Origin of the sequence: Aliiroseovarius crassostreae (assembly GCF_001307765.1) — a bacterium.
Lineage (GTDB): Bacteria > Pseudomonadota > Alphaproteobacteria > Rhodobacterales > Rhodobacteraceae > Aliiroseovarius > Aliiroseovarius crassostreae.
The window spans coordinates 180,557-205,000 of record NZ_LKBA01000024.1 but is presented as its reverse complement, the minus strand read 5'-3'; the positions used below and the strand labels follow the sequence as shown (position 1 = coordinate 205,000).

Sequence of the window (24,444 nt, the reverse complement as noted above, 5' to 3'; positions counted from 1 at the left end):
CACACAGCGGATGCTAACGTCCGTTGTGGAGAGGGAAACAACCCTGACCTACAGCTAAGGCCCCTAATTCATGGCTAAGTGGGAAAGCAGGTGAGACGACCAAAACAACCAGGAGGTTGGCTTAGAAGCAGCCATCCTTTAAAGATAGCGTAACAGCTCACTGGTCTAAATAAGTTGTCTTGCGGCGAAGATGTACCGGGGCTCAAGCCATGAGCCGAAGCTTAGGGTGTGCATTTATGCACGCGGTAGCAGAGCGTAGTGTGACATAGTTCCATTCCTCCTTAGATCCTTCGGGGTCATTGGAGGATCGGAGCTTTCAGTGAAGCCGGCCTGTGAGGGATCCGGTGGAGAGATCACTAGCGAGAATGATGACATGAGTAGCGACAAAGGGGGTGAGAGACCCCCTCGCCGAAAATCCAAGGGTTCCTGCTTAAAGCTAATCTGAGCAGGGTAAGCCGGCCCCTAAGGCGAGGCCGAAAGGCGTAGCCGATGGGAACCAGGTTAATATTCCTGGGCCAGAAGGAAGTGACGGATCTCGAAGGTTGTTCATCCTTATTGGATTGAATGGGCAGCTTAGAGGTTCCTGGAAATAGCCCTTCATGAGACCGTACCCTAAACCGACACAGGTGGATAGGTAGAGTATACCAAGGCGCTTGAGAGAACGATGTTGAAGGAACTCGGCAAAATACCTCCGTAAGTTCGCGAGAAGGAGGCCCAGTTTCTACGCAAGTATTGACTGGGGGCACAAACCAGGGGGTGGCGACTGTTTACTAAAAACACAGGGCTCTGCGAAGTCGCAAGACGACGTATAGGGTCTGACGCCTGCCCGGTGCCGGAAGGTTAAAAGGAGGTGTGCAAGCACCGAATTGAAGCCCCGGTAAACGGCGGCCGTAACTATAACGGTCCTAAGGTAGCGAAATTCCTTGTCGGGTAAGTTCCGACCTGCACGAATGGCGTAACGACTTCCCCGCTGTCTCCAACATCGACTCAGCGAAATTGAATTGCCTGTCAAGATGCAGGCTTCCCGCGGTTAGACGGAAAGACCCCGTGCACCTTTACTACAGCTTCGCACTGGCATCAGGCACAACATGTGCAGAATAGGTGGTGGGCTTCGAAGCAGGGACGCCAGTTCCTGTGGAGCCTCCTTTGAGATACCACCCTTGTTCTGCTTGATGTCTAACCGCGGTCCGTTATCCGGATCCGGGACCCTGCGTGGTGGGTAGTTTGACTGGGGCGGTCGCCTCCTAAAGCGTAACGGAGGCGCGCGAAGGTTGGCTCAGAGCGGTCGGAAATCGCTCGTTGAGTGCAATGGCAGAAGCCAGCCTGACTGCGAGACTGACAAGTCGAGCAGAGTCGAAAGACGGCCATAGTGATCCGGTGGTCCCGAGTGGAAGGGCCATCGCTCAACGGATAAAAGGTACGCCGGGGATAACAGGCTGATACTGCCCAAGAGTCCATATCGACGGCAGTGTTTGGCACCTCGATGTCGGCTCATCTCATCCTGGGGCTGGAGCAGGTCCCAAGGGTATGGCTGTTCGCCATTTAAAGAGGTACGTGAGCTGGGTTTAGAACGTCGTGAGACAGTTCGGTCCCTATCTGCCGTGGGTGTAGGATACTTGAGAGGAGTTGCCCCTAGTACGAGAGGACCGGGGTGAACGATCCACTGGTGGACCAGTTGTCGTGCCAACGGCAGTGCTGGGTAGCTATGATCGGAAAGGATAACCGCTGAAGGCATCTAAGCGGGAAGCCCCCCTCAAAACAAGGTATCCCTGAGGACCGTGGAAGACTACCACGTCGATAGGCCGGAGATGTAAGCATGGTAACATGCTCAGTTGACCGGTACTAATGGTCCGATAGGCTTGATTTGATCCAGTAGAAAGCAAACCTAACCGCGCTCAAGTAGCAAAGCGGTAGAGCTCATACTGATAAATCAAAAGCATACACACCAGTGTACTGACTTGGACAAAAATTGGATTTTTACTCGGTTTGGTGGTCATAGCACAAGTGAAACACCCGGTCCCATCCCGAACCCGGCCGTTAAGCACTGTCGCGCCAATGGTACTGCGTCTTAAGACGTGGGAGAGTAGGTCACCGCCAAACCTAGTAAAAATCCAAATTCTCTCATAACGATCTCAAAAAACAAAAACGCCCTTCGCCCAAAAGCGAAGGGCGTTTTATGTTGGGAAAAGCTTATACTCAATTCAGTGAAGCTGGCAGCCCATACTCACTAACGAAAGCGGGCAAACTGAATACCTTTCAAGAGAAAAAGATAAGTGGCTCGGGGGGAGCGCGACCCATTTCCTTAGACTCTTTGAGGTCAATCGTTAAACGATTATTCCCTATCACACATATCAGTTAGACGGCATGCCGAAGGGAATGGCGTTCAGGGATGGATCAAGGTGATGAGCAAAAGGAAAATATAAAATTTTGGCATTGATCCCAAGGGGATCGGAGGGACAGAGACCTTCTCTAGGATTTTGAGGCGAGAATTTCCGGAAGTCCAGTGTTACGCCTTCAGAGAAGCAAAGCAGCGGGAGTTTGATTTCCCGACCAAGTATATAATTAAAAGCCATCTCAAAAGAATTTCTCCGCGCAACCTGTGGCGGAAAGATAGGGTGACGCATGTTGACCGCTTGAAACAGCTTAGGGGCGCGATCGTAATATTTAATGCTCCCTGTGATTTTGATAAGTTCGGCATAGATTTTTTCCGTAATAATCAAGTTATCTTCGTTGCGCATAGTGCACCAAGCCATGTGGACAGCCACAAGAATTATTTTGGAAAAAATAGAGGCGAGCGCATAACAAAGGCTCGGCTTTGCGCTAAGTATTTATGCCTATCGGAAGATTATATAGAAACGACCTCAGCCCTATATGGTATTCCGATAACCACGATTGGAGCTTTCGGTAACACCGTTGAAATTGATGCTGCCGAACAACCCCGAAAATTGACCGGAAGACCGACAATTGGAACTATTTGTCGGGTTGATAATCACAGCAAGCGGCTAGACTTGTTTTTGCAAGTTGCAGACGTGATGCCGCAGTGCGATTTCATTATTTACGGCATGGGTGTTGACCAGGATTGGCTGACGGCGGAAGCAGACAAACGTCGCAATGTGAGCTTCCTTGGGGCGACACGCGATGTTAAGTCGGCGCTCCGGAAAATAGATATTTTCCTAATGACCAGCGATTTTGAGGGATTCCCCATCTCTGTAGTTGAAGCGTTGAGCCAAGCGGTGCCAGTTGTGATCGGCAAAAACTCTTTTGCAAACGCAAGGGTACTCATAAAAGATGGATATAATGGATTTGTGGGGGAGACCTTTGATCCAGAGGTTGTGGCTGGGCTAATTGAGAAGGTTCAAGGGCAATATGAGACCTTTTCGATAAATAGCCTGAAGCAATTCGAAAATTTCAGTCCGGCTGCATTTAAAGCGCGGTGGAAGGAAATTTTTGACGAAGTAACTGACAATGCAACTGGATCGGAGTGTTGAGTAGGTCTGGTCAGACAAGGCATTCCCGAGGTCTCAGGTTCAGAGCGATTCTTTCCAGCCGATGAACTTCATCCTTATTGCAACTGCCGGGAATACCGCATCAGAACGGTCTCAAGCCCAGGGTTCGGGCGGCCCAGGCCACCGTTTGAGCGGTGATCGAGGGACACACCAACACGGTCACCGTTTTCCCGATAGATACCGGCCTCCAGGCCGGATCGGAATTCCAACGGGTAACCGAGGATAGGACCGGTTTCACCCCGGATCCAACGGCCGGGCATGAAGCTAAGCTCGGCATAGGCGTGGCCTTCTGCGGTTGTAAACTCATTGACCGCCCCGGCGCCGATCCAGAGATCCCCATGGGTATCTACTGACAGGCCAACTGCGGGTCGGAAGGGACCGAAAGAGACAGGTGCATCCAGTCGATAATAGGCTTCCTGCCCGATCACATCCGCCTCAAATACCAATTGGCCAGCAGACACAGTGTGGCGCACGCCGCTCCAAACAGCGCTCATGCAACCCCGGTCACAGTAATTGACTGCCATATCAATCAACCCCGTCAGTAGAAACACAACCGCTAAAGTACCATCCATGAGAGCGTCCTTTCAAAACAGAGAGTTAGGGCAAATGTCCTGATTTGTCACCCTTCTGCTGGCTGTGAAAGAAATATGACAGTTTTTTGCCATACCCCCTTGTGGTTCCGGACGTGTGGGCGTATATCAGCCTCACTGTCGCGGGATGGAGCAGCCCGGTAGCTCGTCAGGCTCATAACCTGAAGGTCGTAGGTTCAAATCCTACTCCCGCAACCAAAACTGACACAGGTCAGACATAAGAAGGTCGCTCTTTGAGCGGCCTTTTTTGTTTTGGGGGTCAGGGGCGGAGAGCTGCTGGTGTGATGTGTTCAGGCGGCATGCTTTCCGCAAGGCAGGACAGCAAATATTCCAATGCCGGGGCCATTTCCTGTTCACAGCAGCCGCAGAACCCCAGGATCAGGCCATTGAGGTCGCACTGTTCAGCCACATATGCGGACAATGCCTGAACCTTAACCCCCTTTTCCTCAGCGCATTTTGCAATAACGCGGTCCTTGAGTTCGGGCCTCAGGTGCAAAACAATCTGCATCCCGGCATGATGATCTGAAAATGACCCAAAGCCCGAGAAGTCCCGGCGCAGGCGCTCCAGAAGGAACTGCCGACGTTCGCCATATGTGCGCCGAACACGTCGCAAGTGCCGATAGAACTCTCCCGTTGTCATGAAATCTGCAAGCGCCTGTTGGGGCATATAGCTGGCGTGGTGTCCAAACCGCCTTAGGGTTTCGCGAAATTTCGGAAGCAGCTCGTTCGGAGAGATGACGTAGCCAAGGCGCAAAGTGTTTGAGAAGATCTTTGAAAAACTGCCGATATAGATCGTGCGGTTCAGGCAATCGAACCCGGCCATTGCTGGTATTGGTCGCCCTGCATAGCGGAATTCACTGTCATAATCGTCTTCGATAATCCAGGAATCGGCGGCTTTGGCCCAGGACAGAAAGGCAAGCCGACGTTGTGGCGACATGGCCCCTCCAAGGGGATATTGATGGGAGGGGGTCAAAACGGCCAGGCGGGCAGGGGGATCAAGGTCAGGCAGTTGAGCGCCCTGATCATCCAGCGGAAGGTTCTGTATGGAGAGCCCGTGTTCATAAGCAAAATGGCGCAGGGGCGGGTAGCCCGGACTTTCCAGCCCGATCTTGTCCCCTCGTGAGGTCAGGGTGCGCAGGCAGATTTCCAGCGCGTCGGTTGAGCCGGCGGTTATGAAAATCTGGTCAGGAGAGGCTTCGATGCCCCGCCATTCCGAAACATGTGCTGCGATGGCCGTGCGCAAGTCGTGATTGCCAAAGCGATCCCCGCCCAGCAGCATCGCTTCGGGATTTGCACGACAGACACGCGCCACCGCTTTGGCCCAGTGTCGGTGTGGAAACAGGCGCATGTCCGGCTGACCGGCTTCAAATGGCATGGGGGTGCGCGTGGATTGTGTGACCGGCGGAGCGGGCGGCGGAACATGATGCGGGTTGGATGGTGCGGTGGGTGTGGCCCGGCTCAGCTCAACCTCCCCCAACGCGCAGACGCGATAGGCAGACCCCTGTCGGCTGCTGATATACCCCTCAGCGATCAGTTGTTCATATGCGGTCACAACGGTTGAACGGGACACTCCCAACTCGGTTGCAAACGCGCGGGTCGGCGGAAGGGCGGTTCCTTCCACCAGGGCACCGGAAATGGCGCGCCTGCGGATTTCTGCGCAGATTTGTTCAAAGACCGGTGTTTTGGAACTGCGGTCTAATGCGAACCCTAACCAGGTTGTGTCTTGCATATTGGTCCGTTGGTATCATCTACTTCGTGATAATAAAGCGTTTCGGGATAAACTTGACACACATGTTTTTCTTCCGAAACGCCCATGACATTGATATCTCTTGCGGCGCTTCGACCTTTCCCTGCCTCAGGTAAAAGTCGAAACACTTTAGGATCAAACCAAACTTCGCGCAAACTTGCAGGGCCTTCGGTTTGAACCGGGGGCGGCTTTACCCGGCACGTTCCGACCGCCGGACATCAACATAGGTTTCGTGATAGCAGGCCCCATCTTCGATATCGGTGCGCTGATCGGCCGGGATCAGGGCGTTGACGGTCAGGCCCGTTTGCGACGTGGCACGCCAGGTGCCCTTGGGGGAATAAAGCACTCCGGGAAGCGTGGCATCTGTCAGTTTCAGGGTCAGCGTGACCTCTGCCCGATGGTTGAATACGCTCAGCAGTTCTCCGTCTTGCAACCCGCGCTGTGCGGCGTCGGATGGATGCATTTCGACCTGCTCGGGCCCGCGTGAGGCATCCAGCCCACCAAAGGTGGAGTTGGTGCGCTTGTCCGAACTTGGGCTGATCAACACAAATGGAAGATCTTGCTGGCATGGGTCATGCCGTGGCACGCCAAAACCGAACCGATCCTCAAGATCCCGGCTGAACAGTTCAATCTTGCCAGAGGCGGTTTGCGGCGTGACCGTCTGGCACATGATCATGTCGTCCCCAGCATTTGTGCGCATTTCAAGAGCGCGGTCGGTCGGAAGGGCGCTGCCCTTTGTGCCCTGAAGCTGCGGGTGTTCCGAGAGGAGAGCCTCATCCATCAACTGTTGGTCGCTGGCCTTGAAAACCGGGTCATCATAGCCAAAACGGGCTGCAAGCCGCCTGAAAATCTCGGTGTTTGGCAGGGCTTCCCCGACCGGGGGGATGACCGGCTCCGCCCGTTGCAGGTAGTTTTGCCCATATGCGCCGAACAGATCGTCATGTTCGAAATGTGTGGCGGCAGGAAGGATGACATCACACAGGGCCATGCTGTCGGTCATGGTCACGTCACACCCGGCCAGAAACAGATCTTCGCGCATGAGGCCCTTGATAAGGTTGGACTGATCGGGATGTGTCGCAACCGGGTTGTGATTGTAGATCATTGCAGCGGTGATTGGCGGGGCGAGCGTCCTGTCCTGCAGGGCAGCGCCCAGATCAACGATATTGAGCACCCGTGTGCCGGGTTTCAGCAGATGGTCCCCGTGCAGGCGGCTTTGGTTTTTGGGTGTCGCGAGGCCTGACTTGGCAACAACCCCGGCCCCCAGGCGACCGTGATGGCCGGTCAGCGCATTCAGGGCCATGGCGGCGCGAAGGCCCGAGCCACCCGACCGCCCCCGCTCAATGCCATTGCCAAGCGCGCAAGCCATGTTTTGCGCGGCTTTTATCATGTCGATGATGGTTTGAAACTCATGGGCAGGAATGCCACAGATCTCTTCCATCCTCTCGACCGAATAGGTGCGGGCCTGCGCCAGATAGCGGTCGCCCCCCTCCACCCATTGCGCGATGAAATCGACATCCAGCGCTGCCTGACGCTCCAATTCGGCGGCCAGGGCCATGGCAAAGACGACATCGGTATTTGGTCGGATCTGGATGTGCAGGTCACTTTGTTCGGCGATTTTGGTCCGCTTGGGGTCAATGACCACCAGTTTGCCGCCAATTGCCCGCATCTTTTTCAACACGGGCGCAAGGTGCAGGTTCGACACCGTGACATTGTTGCCCCAGACCAGAACCAGATCGGAATGCAGCACTTGTTCCGGCGGCATTCCGGGGGCGTTGCCAAACAGGCTGGCATAGGCCCCGCCACGCACGCCGCCACACAGGGGGCCGCGGTTCAGCAAGGTGGCGCCCATATGATAAAAGAACCGCCGGTCCATTGAGCCTCCGGCAAGCTCGCCATGGGGGCCGGCATAGTTGAAGGGCAGAATGGTTTCCGGGCCATGGCGGGTGATGGCTTTCGTAAAACCGTCATGGATCAGGTCAAGCGCCGTGTCCCAGCTGATCGGTTCAAACCTGCCCTCGCCACGCGCCCCCACGCGCCGTAACGGGCGGGTCAGGCGCGCTTTTCCATGCACGAATTCGGGATAATACCGTGCCACCTTGTTGCAGATCACGCCATCCGTATAGGGATTTGCCTTTGATCCTTTGACCCCAAGCAGTTGGCCCCCCTGAACCCTGGCTGACAGGCTGCAGGTGTCCGGGCAGTCCAATGGGCAGACGCTGGGGAGGGAGAGGGTATCGGTTTGTCGGGACATGGGAAACCTCGAAGGCACAAAGACCCCATGACGCTACCGCTGAAAGGGTGGCCCAGAAAGCGCCAAAACCCAACCAAACAACCATACCAATTCACCTGTCCTGTGGCGTGAAGGCCCCGGGCAGATACCATTCGAGATCAGTTCAGATCCTTCAGGAGGCGCGAATGCGTTTTCGCCTCTGCCACGGCCTCGGCGAGGGTGGCAACACCACGAGATTGCAGCATCGCCAGCATCTTGCACAGGACCTCTGCCGTGGCATGGGCATCGCCCAAGGCGGTGTGACGCAGTTCGGGCGGGATGACCACATCCAGACGATCGCACAAGGCATCCAGCGTGTGGACTTCCGTGCGTCCGAACAGAACCGCAGACAGAAGAACCGTGTCGAGGATCGGGTGGTTCCAGTCCAGCCCCGCTTCCTTTTCATGATTGTGCAAAAAGGCCATGTCAAACGGGGCGTTATGGGCGACCAGAACGGCACCTGACGCAAAGCTGTAGAGCTTTTTTATGGCCGGAATCACGGTGGGCGCCCCGGTGACCATTGCGTCGCTGATCCCATGCACCTTTGTTGACGCTGCCGGAATTGGGCGCTCTGGATCAACCAGCATGTCAATCTGCTCGCCGGGGACAATTTTGGACTTCATCACGCGCACCGCCCCGATCTGCACGATCTCATCCTTGTGTGGCTGCAACCCGGTGGTTTCGGTATCGAACACCACAAAGGTCAGATCGTTCAGGTTGGCTGTCCACAGATCGCCTGTGGCTTCGGACTGCATGAGTTCAAAGTCGAACACCACCGGACGGGCCGCGTCTGGCGCGAAATCGGCGTGGGTGTCGTCAATCACCAGCATGTATCCATCACCGCTGTCGAGCGGTTTGATCCGCACGTCAAAATGAAACTGGAAATGCGCGGAACGATCCGAGAAACCCTGCTCTTTGCCGGTTTCTAGCATCTTCTCATAGGCCTCCATAAAGGGACCTTTCTGGAAATACTCAAAGATCGAGGCGTTCAGGCGGGGCGGGGAAACCTGGGAGAGGATGCCTGCCGCCTGGCTGTCATACAGAACAATTTGGTGGTTGGGGTTGACCAGCACCATGGCCACGGGAATTTCTGACAGAAGCGCGGTCAGCCTGGCCTTGTCCGCATTCAGGCGGGCCGTTTCATGGGCCACCGCACTGGCCTGATCCATGGTCGAGGTCGAGAGCTGTCTGGTGACGCTTTCCGTGGCTTCGACCAGATCGCCAAGATAGCGCCCGTCATGTTTGTCGATACCGCCCGCCTTGGCGTGAACTTTTGCGCGCAGATTGGCGGCCAGACGTTCAATCGGGCGGGCGATGTTCTCATCAAACAGGAACCATATCCCCGTGATGATGGCCAATTGCGAAAACAGGGCGACGACGCCTGCAAAGGTAAAGGCCGAGGCGGTGCCAAACTCGTCTGCCCGCCGATAGCCCAGATAAAGTGCCCCAAAGGTTGCCATGATCACCGCCAGGGCCAGAAACGCGAAGAACAGGAAATTCCTGAAACGTAGTGACAGGCGGTGAAGCGTTTTCATGGATCAGCCTCCTTTGCGGCAGATATTGGACAGGAGCGGGTCCGTTATGTCGACCGAAACCCAGTCAACGCCTCTGATGCTTCCGTCATCACCAATTGTGATCGCGTCACTCAGCGGTGCACGGGTATTGGCGGCACAATCAATCAGGACAGAGACCTTGTTCGGCGCCGACCATCGGCCAAGAAACAGGGTATCGACCACACGCAGGTTGGGCTGGTCGGGATGGGTGCGTTCGGAAAATGTGTCCACGACGACAAAGCGGTCGACAAAGGGCGCGACATAGGTCCAGGGGCGATAGGCCACCCGGTTTTCGCTCTCCATGATGACCGTCAGCCCCTCCGGCAGCGAGTCCACCGTGCGCCCATACCAGGCATATTCATTTGCGATGGTTGCGGCGAGCATCGCCCCCCCCGCGGCAACGGGCATGACCCATTTCGGCAGTCGTCCGCGAATTGTATGGTTCACGGCCATCACAATCCCGGCCATGGCAAGACCGGCAAACACGGTGGCGATTGATTCAAAAAACATGCGTTTCTGTCCGTCCTTGCATTTTATCCAAGTGTGCCCCGGCCATGCCCGATTGAGCTTTGCAGTGATTTCACCACCACAAATGCATCCCGAAGGTGGCTGCGCTCGAAATCTGAAAGGTCAGATGGGGTGAGGAAATTGTCAGGGGCATCGCCGGCCCGGATCTGTGCGGCCTGATGTTCCAGCCGGGTGTCGGCAATCAGGTCATAGGCATCCAGCAGGTCACTGCCGCCAGAGGAGCTCAGCACCCCTGCGCGCTGGGCCGCCTCCAGCCGTGCGCGCGTGTTCACTTCGCTCAGCTTTCCCTGAAGCGCATAGATCCGCCCCAGATCGACAACCGGCACAACACCATTATGTTTCAGATCCAGCTGGTTCTTGTGCTCTCCCGAGCGGATCGTGGCAAACCCCCGCAACAGGCCAAGGGGGGGCGTGTGTTTCAGGCTGTTCGAAATCATATGTGCCACGAAGATCGAGTTCTTGGCGGCCAGCTCCAATGTTGTTTTCTGAAGACCATCAAACAGCGTATTATCACCGCCGATTGCACGCAGATCGAACATCACCGAGGCAAGCATCTGTGCCTCCGGGTCGGGTTTGTTGATCCACCCGGTGAAATAGCTTTTCCACACGGACAATGGCTGACACCAGCGCGGATTGGTCGCCATCATATCGCCCGGACAATAGACATACCCGCAGGTGTCCAGACCATCACAGACAAACCGGGCGAGTTGGGTGAAATAGCCGTCGCGGTCCGCCTCTGTCGCGTCGTCATGCAGGATCATGCAATTGTCCTGATCGCTGACCCCTGTCTGCTCCTGACGCCCCTGACTGCCGCAGGCAAGCCAGAGATACGGCACAGGAGGAGGGCCCAGCGTGTCTTCGACCAGCGTCAGCAGACGTCTGGTGACGGTGTCCGCCACATCGGTGATCAGCCGGGTCACAATCTGATGCGACAGGCCCGACCCAACCAGCTGAACCAGCAGCCGCGGGATGCGGGCGGTGATGTGCTTCATGTCCTCAGCAGAGTGGGCCACAGCAATCTCGCGCACCAGTTCGGCAGAGCTGACGGTTTGGAACCGGGTCAGGTCGGTCTGGGTGACGATCCCCACCAGTTTGTCCGCTTCGACAATCGGCACATGGCCCACGCGTTTTTCCATCATCAGGTGCAGAACATCCGATCCGATGGCGTTGGGGCTGAGGGTGATCGGGTTCTGCGCCATGATATCGGACACGGGGCCGGAAATGTCACGGGCCTCGGCGACCACGCGATGGGCAATATCGCGGGTGGTGACGATGCCGGTGAGGGTCTGGTCATCAAGAACACAGACCGAGGAAATCTTGTGTTCGCCCATTTTCCGCGCCACCGCCTGAATGCTTTGATCCGGGGCGCAGGTGATCGGGTTCGGGGCCATCAGGCTTTCAACCGTGACGGTGGACAGGTTGTTCGGCTCATCTTTCTGTCCACGATTGCGGTCAAAGAAGCGGCGGACTGACGTGTGGGCAGCGTGCAGGTCCCAAAACGTTCCCGTGGGCAGCAGAAGCAGCGTGCTGTCGCTTTCCGCCATGGCGCGGGTCACAGCCTGTCCATCACGCAAAAGCCCGCGCTCACCAAATGAGTTTCGCAGGTGCAGGTGGCTGATCAGCACACCATTTTCATCCCGGACTTCGACGTCGCCTTCATGGATGATGTAGATCCCGCTCAGAGTGTCCCCGACATCATAGATGACTTCGTCCTTGGCATAGGAGCGCGCCACCATGGCGGGCACAAGCGACTGCAGGGCCTCAGCCGGGAGGCTGTCATAGGGGTGTACGGATTTCAGGAAACGGTGGATCTGATCAGGAGAAAGCGGCATGGGTCAGCCTTTGAAATTCTTGTTGCCAGCAAAGGTTTACATCCTTTGGGGCAAAAGGGAAGAAGGCCGCCCCAAGAGGCGGCCTTCGACGTAGTTTTTAGTGGTCTGCAGCTGCAGCGCCTGCCCCTTTCGGGATGCGGACGTTTTCCACCAGTTCGTTGATTTCGGCCGGAATGGCTTCCGACGATTTCGATACCAGGAAGGCCACGATGAAGTTGATCATCGCACCAACAGCACCAAACGAGGTCGACTTGATGGTGCCCAAGAGCGGGTCAGCATCCGAGAACGAAGCGGTGCCCGGGATGAAGAACCAGCCTTTGTGCAGGAAGATGTAGATCAGGGTCACAACCAGACCGGCCAGCATGCCAGCCACGGCGCCTTTGTTGTTCACCTTGGTGAAGATCCCCATCATCAGAGCCGGGAAGATCGAGGCCGCGGCCAGACCGAAGGCCAGAGCCACGGTTTGAGCAGCGAAGCCCGGAGGGTTCAGACCCAGATAGGTTGCAACCGCGATGGCCACAGCCATGGCAATACGCGCCGACATCAACTCGCCTTTTTCCGAAATGTTCGGGCTGATCGCACCTTTGATAAGGTCATGCGACACGGCCGACGAGATTGCGAGCAGAAGGCCCGCAGCGGTCGACAGAGCAGCAGCCAGACCACCGGCAGCCACCAGAGCAATCACCCAACCCGGCAGGTTGGCGATTTCCGGGTTGGCCAGAACCAGGATGTCGCGGTTGAACTTGACCAGTTCGTTTTCGCTACCCAGGCCAGCGGCTTCCATTGCGGCAACCTTCTCGGGGTTCTTGTCGTTGAAATAGGCAATTTTGCCGTCGCCGTTTTTGTCTTCCCAGTTCAGAAGACCCGTCTTCTGCCAGGTTGCCATCCACGCATAACGCTCGTCGGTTTCCATCATCTCAACCGAAACAGGCTCAGACGAGGTGCCGTTCGGCCACATCATGTCCGAAATGTTCAGGCGTGCCATGGCCCCAACAGCCGGAGCGGTCAGATAGAGCAGCGCGATGAACACCAGGGTCCAACCAGCCGACCAACGGGCCGACGATACGGTGGGAACGGTGAAGAAGCGCATGATCACGTGCGGCAGGCCAGCGGTACCGATCATCAGCGACAGGGTGAACAGAACCATGTTCAGCGTGTCAGCATGGTGGGCGGTATATTCCTTGAAGCCCAGCTCGGTCACGATCTGGTCCAGCTTCATCAGAAGCGGTTCACCCGAAGCAGCGTGGTCGCCGAACAGGCCCAGGGCCGGGATCGGGTTGCCGGTCAGCTGCAGCGAGATGAAGATCGCCGGGATGGTGTAGGCGATGATCAGAACGCAGTATTGCGCCACCTGAGTGTAGGTCACACCCTTCATGCCGCCAAACACGGCATAGGCGAACACAACAGCGGCACCGATCAGAAGGCCGGTGGTGTTGTCCACTTCCAGGAAGCGGCCAAAGGCCACGCCAACGCCGGTCATCTGGCCGATCACGTAAGTGGTCGATGCCACGATCAGACAGATCACGGCCACCAGACGTGCGGTGGGCGAATAGAAGCGATCACCAATGAATTCCGACACGGTGAACTTGCCGAACTTGCGCAGGTAAGGCGCCAGCATCAGGGCAAGCAGCACGTAGCCGCCGGTCCAACCCATCAGGAAGGACGAGTTGTCATAGCCGGTGAAGGCGATCAGACCCGCCATCGAGATGAATGATGCCGCTGACATCCAGTCAGCGCCGGTTGCCATGCCGTTGACGACGGGGTGAACCCCCTGGCCAGCCGCATAGAATTCAGATGTCGAGCCCGCGCGGGCCCATACTGCAATACCGATGTAAAGCGCAAAGCTTGCACCGATAAAGATCCAGTTGAGTACAAACTGATCCATGTGTCCCTCTATCCCTCTTATTCGTCCACGCCGTGTTCGGCGTCGAGTTTGTTCATGCGCCAGGCGTAGAAAAAGATCAGTGCCAGGAACACAAGGATCGAACCCTGCTGGGCGAACCAGAAGCCCAGATCAGTTCCGCCGACGGCAATGCCGCTCAGCATTGGGCGCAGCAGGATGCCGAACCCGAAAGAGACCAGCGCCCAGATTACGAGGCTGACCTGAATGATGCGAATATTGGCTTTCCAATACGCGTTGTTGGATGAGTTGTCAGACATGAAGCCTCCTCCCTCTTCTCCGTTCAGAAAAGCGATATCCTCCTGATATCGCCCGTTTCCCTTAGCGTGTTGCCGTTGTGACAATCTCGCTCAGGGTGCCCGCGATTTCGTCGATTGCTCCCATGGCATCGACTTTTTGCAGGCAGTTGGCCGCGTCATAATACGCAACCAGCGGTGCCGTTTGTGCGTGGTAGGCCGTCAGGCGGCTTGCCACGGTTTCGGCATTATCGTCGGCCCGGCGTTTCATCTCCGTGCCGCCGCATTTGTCGCAGACACCGTCTTTGGTGGGCTGCTTGAATGTGTCGTGATAGCCTTCGCCGCACCCTGCGCAGGTGTAGCGGCCGGAAATGCGCGTGACCATGTCGTCATCGTTCACTTCAAGGCTGATGGCTGCGTTGATACGCTGCCCGGTTTCCGACAGCAGCGCGTCCAGCGCTTCTGCCTGAACCGTTGTGCGCGGGAAACCATCCAGGATCACACCTTTGGCGCAATCGGCTTCGCCCAGCCGGTCGCGCAGGATATTGATGACGATCTCGTCGGAAACCAGTTCACCTGCTTCCATAACGGTTTTTGCAGCCTTGCCCGCATCGGTGCCCGCAGCCACAGCGGCCCGCAGAAGATCACCGGTCGACAGCTGCACCAGACCATATTTTTCCTCAAGCATCCGTGCTTGTGTGCCTTTGCCGGCCCCGGGGGGGCCGAGCAGGATCAGGACAGGAGCGGCGGATTGGGTATTCATGCCGTCCATCTGATCAATCCTTGTTCATGCGGTTGTCGATCAACTCGTCAACCACAGTCGGGTCGGCAAGGGTCGAGGTGTCACCCAGCGCGCCGTAATCGTTCTCGGCAATCTTGCGCAGAATACGGCGCATGATCTTGCCGGACCGGGTTTTCGGCAGGCCCGGAGCCCACTGGATCAGGTCGGGGCTGGCGATCGGGCCGATCTCGGTGCGCACCCAGGTGCGCAGTTCCTTACGCAGTTCTTCGGTCGGCTCGACCCCGTTCATCAGGGTGACGTAGCAATAGATGCCCTGACCCTTGATGTCATGCGGATAGCCAACCACGGCAGCCTCGGCCACGGCCTTATGTGCCACCAGCGCGCTTTCCACCTCGGCGGTGCCCATACGGTGGCCGGACACGTTGATCACGTCATCCACACGACCGGTGATCCAGTAGTCACCATCGCCGTCACGGCGGCAGCCATCACCTGCGAAATAATAGTTCTTGTAGTCCGAGAAATAGGTCTTCTCGAACCGTTCATGATCACCCCAGACGGTGCGCATCTGGCCCGGCCAGCTGTCTTTCATGCACAGAACGCCCTCGGTCGGGTATTCGTGGATTTCTTCGCCCGATGTGGGTTCCAGAACCACCGGCTGCACACCGAAGAACGGTTTCATCGCGGCGCCCGGCTTGGCGGCATGTGCGCCCGGCAGCGGGGTCATCATGTGACCACCGGTTTCGGTCTGCCACCAGGTGTCAACGATCGGGCAGTTCCCCTTGCCGACGACCTCGTGATACCAGGTCCAGGCTTCAGGGTTGATCGGTTCGCCCACGGTGCCCAGCACCTTCAGGTCGCTCAGGTCGCATTTCTCGACAAACTCGTTGCCTTGACCCATCAGCGCGCGCAGCGCGGTCGGTGCGGTGTAGAACTGGTTGACCTTGTGCTTTTCACAAACCTGCCAGAAGCGGCTTGCGTCTGGATAGGTCGGCGTGCCTTCGAACATCACGGTGGTCGCACCATTGGCCAGCGGGCCATAGACGATATAGCTGTGACCGGTCACCCAGCCCACATCAGCGGTACACCAGTAGATGTCACCATCATGGTAGTCAAAGGTGATCTCGTGGGTCATCGAGGCCCAGACAAGATAGCCGCCCGAGCAATGCACAACGCCTTTCGGCTGGCCGGTTGAGCCCGAGGTGTAGAGGATGAACAGCGGATCTTCGGCATTCATTTCCGCAGGCGGGCAATCGGCGGATGCGGTTTCCACCAGCGCGTTGTAATCGTGGTCACGGCCATCAACCCAGGTCACGTCGCCACCGGTGCGGCGCACCACCAGCATCTGCGGGTTATTTTCAGCGTGATCCAGGGCAAGGTCGGCATTGGCTTTGAGGGGGGTCTTGCGGCCGCCGCGCGGTGCGAAATCTGCGGTAATGACCAGCTTGGCTTCGCAGCCATCAATCCGGGCGGCCAGCGCGTCAGGCGAGAAGCCGGCGAAGACGATCGAGTGGATTGCGCCGATCCGGGCACAGGCCAGCATCGCATAGGCAGCTTCGGGTATCATCGGAAGATACAGGATCACCCGGTCCCCTTTGCTCACGCCAAGATCCTTGAGGATATTGGCCATCCGGCTGACATGTCCGTGCAGCTCGCGATAGGTGATATGTTGGGCTTCTTCGGTCGGCTCATCCGGCTCAAAGATGATCGCGGTCTGGTCGCCACGGGTTTCCAGGTGGCGATCAATACAGTTGGCCGAGACGTTCAGCGTGCCGTCCTCAAACCATTTGATCGAGACATTGCCCGGCGCGTAGCTTGTGTTCTTTACAACCGAAAATGGTTTGATCCAGTCGATGCGCTTGCCGTGCTCGCCCCAGAAGGCGTCCGGGTCATTGACTGATGCGGCATACATCTCGTCATATTTGGCTGCATCGACATGGGCGTTAGCAACGAAATCCGAATTTGGTGCAAATACTTGCTTTGTAACGTCGTCCAAGGACATGGTCTCCTCCGGTAATCTCTCTTTCTGTATTTGCGCGCAAAGTGATTTACTTTGCAAATACAGCCCTCTTATCGCGGAAAATACTGTCGTAACTCGATGTGTAGCAACAGTTTTTTGGTAAATTTATTTCCATTTCAAATGTGAATTTTGTAAATTCCTTTAACTGTGAAATAAAAAGGGATGTGTTCTTAACGTAATGTCAGGTGTTGCACCGGATCCTGGTTGGGGCTTCTGGGGGCAAGCTTTTTGTTTTGGGTTCTGAAAATGTCAAAAGAAACGGGGGTGGCTGCGCGATTTACAGGGGGGATTGCGAAAATTCAGGTCAGATTATCTGGGGATTCGTCTGGGTTGATTGATTGAAGCAACCAGCCACAGAAAGCCTGAACGTCAGGGTTTGTGTTGTTGTGATCTGGCGCAACGGCATAAAAGCTGCGGCTCAGTGGCAGACGGTGGGGCAATGGGCAGATGACGTGCCCCCGGTCCAGAAAGTCACGGGCAAAATCTTCGGCGACAATAACCGCCCCTGACCCGGTGGTCAGAACCTGAAGGGCCATCAGTGAACTATCAACTTTCATGATTCGTGGGGTGTGTGGGTAGGGCCGTCCCAGCAGGGTCGCCATCTGCCCCCAGTCGGTTTCTGATCCGATGATGTGAATGGCCCGTTCAGCCAGTTTGTCAAACCCTTCGGCGGGGTCGAGGCCGCGCGCCAGGTCCGGGGTGCAGACCAGGATCCCGAACCGATGCCCAAGTGGCCGGATGTCCCGTTCGGCCCAATCCCCGTGACCATAGCGAATTTCCAGATCCACCGGTTCTTTGCCCGCAGCTGGCGTCCAGACGCTTGTGCTGACTTGTAGGTCGATATCCGGGTGGTGTTTTTGAAACGCGCCAAGGCGCGGGGCAAGGATCAGTGTGGCAAAGCTGATTGAGGCCCGTATGCGGAGCGGACGTTTGGCAGGCCGGGCAAATAACCCATTTGTTGCCTCCTGCATGTCGGTAAAGGATTTGCGGATCGGTTGTGCATAGGCGTGACCAATATCGGTCAGGGCAACACCGCGGGGCAGGCGGGTGAACAGGGGGGCACCAAGATGTTGTTCCAGCAACCTGATTTGTTGGCTGATCGCAGCCGGGGTAAGGTTCAGCTCCTGCGCGGCACTGGTAAAACTGCCAAGACGGGCGGCGGCTTCGAAGCTACGCAACCAGATCATATGCGGGAGTGTGGTCATGCTGTTGCCTGAGTTTGGAATAAAAGCATTAAATATAGTTTAGACAAAGGCGTCAAAACCATTGTTTGAATTGTGGCTTTGCTTGGCTTCTCATGATCTTGACGCCAGCCAAATGGTTTTGGGGAATGGAATTTGATGTTGTCATTGTCGGTGCCGGCAGCGCGGGATGCGTTCTGGCGGAGCGCCTCAGTGCCGAGGGGGCGCTCAGCGTGCTTGTTCTGGAAGCGGGCGGAGAGGCGCGCAATCCCTGGATCAAACTGCCGGTGGGATATGCGCGGACATTTGCTGATCCTCGTTTGAACTGGGGATATGTGGCTTCGGCTGATCCGGGCCTTGCCGGGCGTCAGGCTTACTGGCCGCGTGGGCGGGTGATTGGCGGGTCCGGCTCAATCAATGCCATGGCCTATGTGCGGGGGCTGCCGCGGGATTTTGCAGATTGGGAACAGGCTGGTGCTGTGGGGTGGGGCTGGGACACGGTCCGCCGCAGCTATGACCTGATGGAAACCCGTGTGACCCGGGACCAGAACGGGCAGCTCCTCGTGACCGGGGCGGGGCCGGTTTTCGTATCCGACCTCAGCCGGGACATGCATCCTTTCAGCAACCATTTCCTGCAGGCGGCAAAGGAAATGGGCTGGCCGGTTGTTGATGACATGAATGAGATCGAAACGGAGGGAGTGGGGCGGTATCGAAGCTCGGTGTGGAAAGGCAGGCGCTGGTCGGCGGTGGATGCCTTTCTCAAACCCGCCCGAAAACGGCAGAATGTCAGGGTCATTTCCGGCGCCATGGTTGAACGTATTTCGGTAAGGGAAGGTCGGGCGAACGGCGTTTATTTTCTCTCGAAAGGCCAGCGCCAGTTTGCGCGCGCGCGTGCCAGCGTGATCCTGAGTGCAGGGGCAATCAATTCGCCCCAGTTGCTGCAGCTTTCCGGCATCGGACCCGGTGAGCTTTTGCAAAGGGTTGGTGTTGATGTTGTGAAAGACCATCCCGGCGTGGGGGCCGGGTTGCAGGATCATCTGGCGATCACCCATCATTTTGCCGCGACCAAACCGACGCTCAACAACCGTCTTGGATCATTTTGGGGGCTGGGCATTGCGGCGCTGCAATATGCCCTGACGCGTGGTGGTGCGCTGAGCGTGCCGGTCAATCAGGTGGGGGGATATATCCGGGACAGATCGGGGGCCGGGCCATCCACATTTCAGCTTTATTGTAATCCGGCCACCTATTCGATCCCTGAGAACGGCAAGCCGAAGATGGGCCGTGATCCGGGGTTTATTCTGTCGGTGCAGCCCTGTCGTCCGACCAGCCGCGGACATATCCAGATCACCTCTGCCGACCCCCGATCTCCGCCCCGGATATCGCCCTGTTCCCTCTCAACCCCGCACGATGTGACTGACGCCATTCTGGCCTCGCTCCTTCTGAAGACCCTGGCGCACACGCGGGCGATGAAAACAGTCATCAAGACCAGGCACGAACCGGACCTGCTGACGATGACGGAACAGGAGATGCTGGAGAACTTCCGGCAACGGGCCGGCACGGTGTTTCACCCCTGTGGAACCTGTGCAATGGGTAAGGATGATGGCGTGTCTGTGCTGGACCATCGCCTGCGGGTGCGTGGTTTGCGCGGTTTGCGGGTGGTTGATGCCTCGGCCTTTCCAAACATCACGTCGGGCAACACCAATGCGCCGACCATGATGCTGGCATATCGGGCGTCTGAGCTGATTTTTCGCGACCTGTGCCGCAGAGAGGAATGAACCATGCAGCTTGATAAAATTGAAACCTTTGTCGTGGGGAACCCGCCGCCGCGCCATGGGGGGCGCTATTTTATCCTGCTGCGCCTGACCACCAGATGTGGTGTGACCGGTGTGGGTGAGATTTATAACGCAACTTTTGGTCCTGACCTCTGTGCGGCCATGGCGCGGGACATGTTCGGGCGTCACTTCCATGGGTCCGATCCACATCATATTGAGCACATGTGGCGATCAGCATATGGCGCTGGCTACTCGGCCCGCCCGGACATCACCGTTATGGGGGTTCTCAGTGGGCTGGAGATGGCCTGTTGGGACATCATAGGCAAGGCCGCTGACAAGCCGGTCTATGAACTCCTCGGCGGGAAGATATATGACAGGTTGCGCAGCTATACCTATCTTTACCCACCGGAAGGGGATGTTTACCCGGATGAGACCCAGCCCAATGTCTATAACGATCCTGATCTTGCGGCCGAAGCCGCGCTGGAGATGGTCGAGCAGGGATTTACGGCGGTTAAGTTTGATCCCGCTGGCCCGTATACGATTTATGATGGCCGCCAGCCCCGGCTGGAAGATCTTGAGCGGAGTGAGATGTTTTGCAGACGGATCCGTGAAGCGGTGGGGATGCGCGCAGACCTGCTCTTTGGAACCCATGGGCAGTTTACCGTGTCGGGAGCCAAGCGGTTGGCGCGGCGGTTGGAAACCTATGATCCGCTCTGGTTCGAAGAGCCTGTCCCCCCGGAAAACCCAGCTGACATGGCCGAAGTGGCGCGTTTTATCTCCGTTCCGATTGCGGCGGGGGAGCGCCTTTGCAGCAAGCATGAATTTGCTCGACTGCTGGAAGCAGGGGCTGCGTCAATCCTTCAGATGAACCTGGGGCGTGTTGGCGGCATCCTTGAAGCAAAGAAAATTGCCGCAATGGCAGAGACCCGACAGGCCCAGATTGCACCTCACCTGTATTGTGGCCCCGTGGTGGCTGCGGCGAATATCCAGATAGCGACCTGTAGTCCCAATTTTCTGATTTTGGAAAGTATCGGGCGTTTTGACGCGCCCTATACCGATGTGATCTTGGGGGGGATCGTTTGGCAGGACGGCTATGTCATTCCGCCCAGCTCTCCGGGGTTGGGGGTGGAACTGGACGATGCGGCGATTGCAGCAATGCCATATGAGGGTCAGGCGCTGCATCTGGAGCCGCAGACAAGCCCCGTGCAGGTTTGACGTATCAGAAGTAACTTCGGACCAGCGCCCCGGAAATCAGTGTCCAACCATCGGCTACGACAAAAAAGGCAAGTTTGAACGGCAGGGACACGATGGCCGGCGGCACCATCATCATCCCCATTGACATCAAGATGGCCGCGACAACCAGGTCAATGATGAGGAACGGTAGAAACACCAGAAAACCGATCTGAAAAGCGCGTTCCACTTCGGACAGAAGGAAGGACGGCACAAGTATCGACAAGGGGGATGAGGCCGCCAGCTCTCCCGTTTCATCAGGGCGCAGCGAAGCAAGATGTTGGAACGTTTCGGGGTCGATCCGATTTGCCATGAAAACGCGAAAGGGTTCCAGCGCGGCATTGAATGCGGGTTCCAAAGCCATTTCACCCTTTGTGTAGGGTTCCGCCCCAAGGCGCCAGGCTTCGTTGAACACCGGTTCCATCACAAAGTAAGTCAGGAAAAGGGCCAGGCTGATGATCAGCATGTTGGGGGGGGACTGCTGCAACCCGATGGCCTGACGCAGAATTGACAGAACGGTCACGATGAACGGGAAACAGGTGACCATGATTGCCAGTCCGGGAACCAGACTGAGCAATGTGATGAGGAGCATCAGTTGGATGGAACGGGTTGCAAGCGATCCATCGTCGCCAAGGTTGATGGCGATGTCCTGTGCGGACAATGATGTTGGAAGCACCAGCATCATGGTTAACAGGACAGCACATGCGAATCCTTTGTGATTGATTTGAGTAGAGATCATCGTCAGAGACCGGTTGAGAGATCGGCAACTTCCGTCAACCGGACCGCAAGCTGGCCCGACCCTTCGCCGCCAACCTCTTCCAACTCGCCACGGGCTATCAACTTGTCCCCGACATAAAGCTCAACCGGATCTTCCAGCTTTTTGTCCAGTTGCAGGATGCTGTCGGTTTTCAGTCGCAGCAATTCGTGCACTGTTGGTCGGGCTTTGCCGACAGAAATCATGATTTCAATAGGCACCTGGGTGAAGGGGCTCGTCTGAGCTGCATTCTGAGTGTCATCAGCCATTTTGTTTTGCCTTTTCGTTGATTTGATACAGACCCGAAACTGCCTCCCCGATCCGGTGTATGGCACCGCTCAGGTCGATCTGTTTTTCAGTGGCCCCCATGCGGATATAGACCTGCCCTTCGGCCAGTGTCTCCTCTTCAACAAGTTCTATTGGGACCGGGGTATTTTGCGACAGCAATGCTTCGAGCATGTCCCGCCCACCAGGGTAAATGACGACCTGCATGGGGGAGTCTGCCGCATCTGCGGCCAGCGGCAGGATTTCTTCTATGATTGCATGGCCGATTGTGTCTGAGACAAGGCTGGGAAGGACCTTCTCGACCATGTTGGCCAAAAGGGGTTCCAGCGATTTCATGACATGGCTTCGAGCCTCGTGAAAGGTAAAGCCGAGATCCTGCAAGTTGCGTGCAAACTCGGCACTGATCTGGGACTTATTTTCGTCACCTGCTCGGATGGCATCATCCCATCCAGCCTGATAGCCCACTTCATATCCTTCCAGCCGCGCCTTTTCCAGATCTGCTGCTGTTGGGGTTGCAGCAGGTGAGGATGTCGGATTGATTGGCTGCGGACTGGAAAGGGGCGTGTCGAAATCTTGGAGCGGAAAAATCGGCGGCATCAGACAGTCTCCTCATCCATCCAGCCCCGAAGAATTTCGAGGGTTTCACTTTGCCGCTCTTCGATCAGATTACGCAGGCGTTTAACCGGATCATCGGACCCGCCAAGCGGGTCTTCGTCGAAGCCGATGTCCGAAACTGTCGCCATTTGTGGCGCCGAAAATTCCCCGTCATCAATTTCACCCGACAGCGACGGCATATCCGAAAAATCGGTATTGAACTGAATTGGGGCGGGAGCCAGCATGTCCGATGAGGCTTCTGCCGCAGGAGAGGGCTGTTGACCTCCGGCCATCTGGGGGCCGGGCAGGGCGCCCGCTGAGGGTGTATTCTCCAGCGCACCCTTTGAATTGGCAAGGATCGGCCTGATCACAAACAGCCCGAGAATGAGGGCCACAACTGCCAGAACGGCAAGTTGAATGATGGACATAAGGTCAAATTCGACACCTTGCATCAAGGACGACGTCACCTCAGTGCCCGCCTCCGAAACCTGCTCAAACTCCATGGTTTTAATGGTAATCGTATCGCCGCGGGACTGATCAAAGCCAATGGCAGAGGCCACCAGGTCACGCAGGCTGTTCAGTTCTTCCTCCGAGCGCGGTTGCCAGATTGTTTCACCCGCCTCATTTACGCTACGCAACCCATCGACCAGAACGGCCACGGTTATGCGTTTGGTGGCGCCTGGGGTGCGGATGATCTCACGGGTTGTTTCTGACACCTCATAATTGATCCTCTCCCGTGTCTCACTGTTCTGGGTTGAGGATGAGGCCCCCGCGCTGCCCTCCCCGTCTGGAAGGTTGGATGCAACGGTCACGCTGCCATTCCCGTTGTCAGAACTCTGACTGGAATTTTCCTGGGTCTCAGTGGAAATCGCGACGCGGCTGTTGGGGTCGAATGTTTTTTCCAGTATCGATTCGCGTTCTGTCGCCGTTTCCAGGCTCAGTTCAACCACCGCATTCCCAAGGCCCACGCGTGCTTCCAGGAGGTGTTGAATATTGGCCTTTATTTCTTCTGCGCGATTTCCGAGAGAGGATTGTGCGGTTTCGATGTCATCCCCTGCAGTGATCAACCCCCCCCGGCTGTCGATGATGGAAACATCTTCCGGGGACATGCCCGGCACCGCAGATGAAACAAGATATTTGAATGCCTTTGCCTGTGCCGAAGAAATTGTGCCGGACGTGCCGCTCAGGGTCACCGACCCGGTTGGTTTTGCGCGCCTCCGCAAACCCTGTTGGACAGATTGAGCGATGTGAACCCGCGCGCTTTGGACAAAGGGGCTGGAGACGATGGTCCGTGCCAGTTCGCCTTCTTTTGCACGCCAATAGGCGGCATCAAACATCTGAGAGGTCGTCCCAAAGCCGGACAACCCATCAAGCAACTCATATCCTTTGGCAGAATTTGACGGCAACCCTTCGCTGGCGAGGGTCATTCGTAACCCGTCACGTTGAGAGGCATTGACATAGATTGCGCCGTTGCGGACCTCAAAGCTGGCGGACTGTGCCTCTAACGCCTTGATCACTTCACCAGCAGCCCCCGGTTCCAGCCCTGCGTATAAAAGACTCATCGACGGCTTGCTGGCCATACGAGAAATGCCAAGCACGGCAGCAAACATTGCCAACGTCGCCAGAACGACAATCACTTTTTTACGCATGTCCAGTGCAGACCAGACAGTTTGGATCTGTTGCAAGACGTAACTCCTTCTTCGAGCGG

The 24,444-nt window shown here is 56.7% G+C and carries 19 protein-coding genes, 1 tRNA gene and 2 rRNA genes (1 of these 22 running past the window's edge); 6 read left to right on the top strand and 16 right to left on the bottom strand.

Annotated elements, in window-relative coordinates; genetic code table 11:
- Together AKJ29_RS17780 and rrf are read left to right on the top strand one after the other, a co-directional pair.
- Positions 1 to 1,867 (top strand): 23S ribosomal RNA (locus AKJ29_RS17780); it begins 964 nt to the left of the window's first position.
- Between the two features lie 118 nt (positions 1,868 to 1,985).
- A 5S ribosomal RNA gene (gene rrf / locus AKJ29_RS17775) occupies positions 1,986 to 2,100 on the top strand.
- Between the two features lie 251 nt (positions 2,101 to 2,351).
- Here the strand turns inward: rrf and AKJ29_RS20280 are convergent.
- Positions 2,352 to 2,573, bottom strand: a complete 222-nt coding sequence (locus tag AKJ29_RS20280; protein ID WP_235477739.1) for a hypothetical protein — start codon at positions 2,571 to 2,573, stop codon at positions 2,352 to 2,354.
- A gap of 42 nt (positions 2,574 to 2,615) precedes the next feature.
- Here AKJ29_RS20280 and AKJ29_RS17770 point away from each other — a divergent pair, with 42 nt between their 5' ends.
- The gene (locus AKJ29_RS17770) at positions 2,616 to 3,488 is read left to right on the top strand and encodes a glycosyltransferase (RefSeq protein ID WP_175502263.1); all 873 of its coding nucleotides are present in this window, start codon (positions 2,616 to 2,618) and stop codon (positions 3,486 to 3,488) included.
- Between the two features lie 74 nt (positions 3,489 to 3,562).
- Here AKJ29_RS17770 and AKJ29_RS17765 read toward each other — a convergent pair whose 3' ends face one another.
- Positions 3,563 to 4,078: an acyloxyacyl hydrolase gene (locus AKJ29_RS17765; protein ID WP_055192861.1), complete on the bottom strand. Its 516-nt coding sequence runs from the start codon at positions 4,076 to 4,078 to the stop codon at positions 3,563 to 3,565.
- Between the two features lie 139 nt (positions 4,079 to 4,217).
- Between AKJ29_RS17765 and AKJ29_RS17760 the strand changes: the two genes are divergently transcribed.
- Positions 4,218 to 4,294 (top strand) — tRNA-Met (locus AKJ29_RS17760).
- Positions 4,295 to 4,355: 61 nt separating this feature from the next.
- Here AKJ29_RS17760 and pdxR read toward each other — a convergent pair.
- From pdxR to AKJ29_RS17710, 10 genes are all read right to left on the bottom strand, one after another.
- Entirely contained in the window at positions 4,356 to 5,825 is a 1,470-nt protein-coding gene (gene pdxR, locus AKJ29_RS17755) for a MocR-like pyridoxine biosynthesis transcription factor PdxR (protein WP_055192860.1), read from the bottom strand.
- Between the two features lie 208 nt (positions 5,826 to 6,033).
- The gene (locus AKJ29_RS17750; protein WP_055192859.1) at positions 6,034 to 8,094 is read right to left on the bottom strand and encodes a molybdopterin-dependent oxidoreductase; all 2,061 of its coding nucleotides are present in this window, start codon (positions 8,092 to 8,094) and stop codon (positions 6,034 to 6,036) included.
- 137 nt (positions 8,095 to 8,231) lie between these two features.
- Positions 8,232 to 9,647 (bottom strand): 3'-5' exonuclease, encoded by a 1,416-nt coding sequence (locus AKJ29_RS17745; RefSeq protein ID WP_055192858.1) that lies wholly within the window; start codon positions 9,645 to 9,647, stop codon positions 8,232 to 8,234.
- Positions 9,648 to 9,650: 3 nt separating this feature from the next.
- Complete coding sequence (locus tag AKJ29_RS17740; protein WP_055192857.1) at positions 9,651 to 10,175, bottom strand: hypothetical protein; 525 nt, start codon at positions 10,173 to 10,175, stop codon at positions 9,651 to 9,653.
- Between the two features lie 23 nt (positions 10,176 to 10,198).
- Positions 10,199 to 12,025, bottom strand: a complete 1,827-nt coding sequence (locus tag AKJ29_RS17735) for a DUF294 nucleotidyltransferase-like domain-containing protein (RefSeq protein WP_055192856.1) — start codon at positions 12,023 to 12,025, stop codon at positions 10,199 to 10,201.
- A gap of 97 nt (positions 12,026 to 12,122) precedes the next feature.
- Entirely contained in the window at positions 12,123 to 13,910 is a 1,788-nt protein-coding gene (locus tag AKJ29_RS17730) for a sodium:solute symporter family protein (RefSeq protein WP_055192855.1), read from the bottom strand.
- A 17-nt stretch (positions 13,911 to 13,927) separates the two neighbouring features.
- A complete protein-coding gene (locus AKJ29_RS17725; protein ID WP_055192854.1) occupies positions 13,928 to 14,185 on the bottom strand; it encodes a DUF4212 domain-containing protein in 258 nt (85 codons plus the stop codon).
- A gap of 61 nt (positions 14,186 to 14,246) precedes the next feature.
- Entirely contained in the window at positions 14,247 to 14,933 is a 687-nt protein-coding gene (locus tag AKJ29_RS17720; RefSeq protein ID WP_139231342.1) for an adenylate kinase, read from the bottom strand.
- A gap of 4 nt (positions 14,934 to 14,937) precedes the next feature.
- A complete protein-coding gene (gene acs, locus AKJ29_RS17715) occupies positions 14,938 to 16,896 on the bottom strand; it encodes an acetate--CoA ligase (RefSeq protein ID WP_235477736.1) in 1,959 nt (652 codons plus the stop codon).
- A gap of 323 nt (positions 16,897 to 17,219) precedes the next feature.
- A complete protein-coding gene (locus AKJ29_RS17710; protein ID WP_055192852.1) occupies positions 17,220 to 18,125 on the bottom strand; it encodes a LysR substrate-binding domain-containing protein in 906 nt (301 codons plus the stop codon).
- A gap of 125 nt (positions 18,126 to 18,250) precedes the next feature.
- Here AKJ29_RS17710 and AKJ29_RS17705 point away from each other — a divergent pair, with 125 nt between their 5' ends.
- Positions 18,251 to 19,876 carry a GMC family oxidoreductase gene (locus tag AKJ29_RS17705; RefSeq protein WP_055192891.1) on the top strand — a complete coding sequence of 542 codons (1,626 nt, stop codon included), beginning with the start codon at positions 18,251 to 18,253 and terminating at the stop codon, positions 19,874 to 19,876.
- Positions 19,877 to 19,879: 3 nt separating this feature from the next.
- Positions 19,880 to 21,088 carry a mandelate racemase/muconate lactonizing enzyme family protein gene (locus tag AKJ29_RS17700; RefSeq protein WP_055192851.1) on the top strand — a complete coding sequence of 403 codons (1,209 nt, stop codon included), beginning with the start codon at positions 19,880 to 19,882 and terminating at the stop codon, positions 21,086 to 21,088.
- Between the two features lie 4 nt (positions 21,089 to 21,092).
- Here the strand turns inward: AKJ29_RS17700 and fliP are convergent, their stop codons facing one another.
- Genes fliP through fliF form a run of 4 tightly spaced genes read right to left on the bottom strand, consistent with a single transcriptional unit; the run spans position 21,093 to position 24,421 of the window.
- Positions 21,093 to 21,788: a flagellar type III secretion system pore protein FliP gene (gene fliP / locus AKJ29_RS17695; protein ID WP_055192850.1), complete on the bottom strand. Its 696-nt coding sequence runs from the start codon at positions 21,786 to 21,788 to the stop codon at positions 21,093 to 21,095.
- A gap of 56 nt (positions 21,789 to 21,844) precedes the next feature.
- Positions 21,845 to 22,126, bottom strand: a complete 282-nt coding sequence (locus AKJ29_RS17690) for a FliM/FliN family flagellar motor switch protein (RefSeq protein ID WP_055192849.1) — start codon at positions 22,124 to 22,126, stop codon at positions 21,845 to 21,847.
- A complete protein-coding gene (locus AKJ29_RS17685) occupies positions 22,119 to 22,739 on the bottom strand; it encodes a FliH/SctL family protein (protein WP_055192848.1) in 621 nt (206 codons plus the stop codon). Before AKJ29_RS17685 ends, AKJ29_RS17690 begins: the two co-directional genes overlap by 8 nt.
- Positions 22,739 to 24,421 carry a flagellar basal-body MS-ring/collar protein FliF gene (gene fliF, locus AKJ29_RS17680; protein WP_055192847.1) on the bottom strand — a complete coding sequence of 561 codons (1,683 nt, stop codon included), beginning with the start codon at positions 24,419 to 24,421 and terminating at the stop codon, positions 22,739 to 22,741. Before fliF ends, AKJ29_RS17685 begins: the two co-directional genes overlap by 1 nt.
- Positions 24,422 to 24,444: the final 23 nt, after the last annotated feature.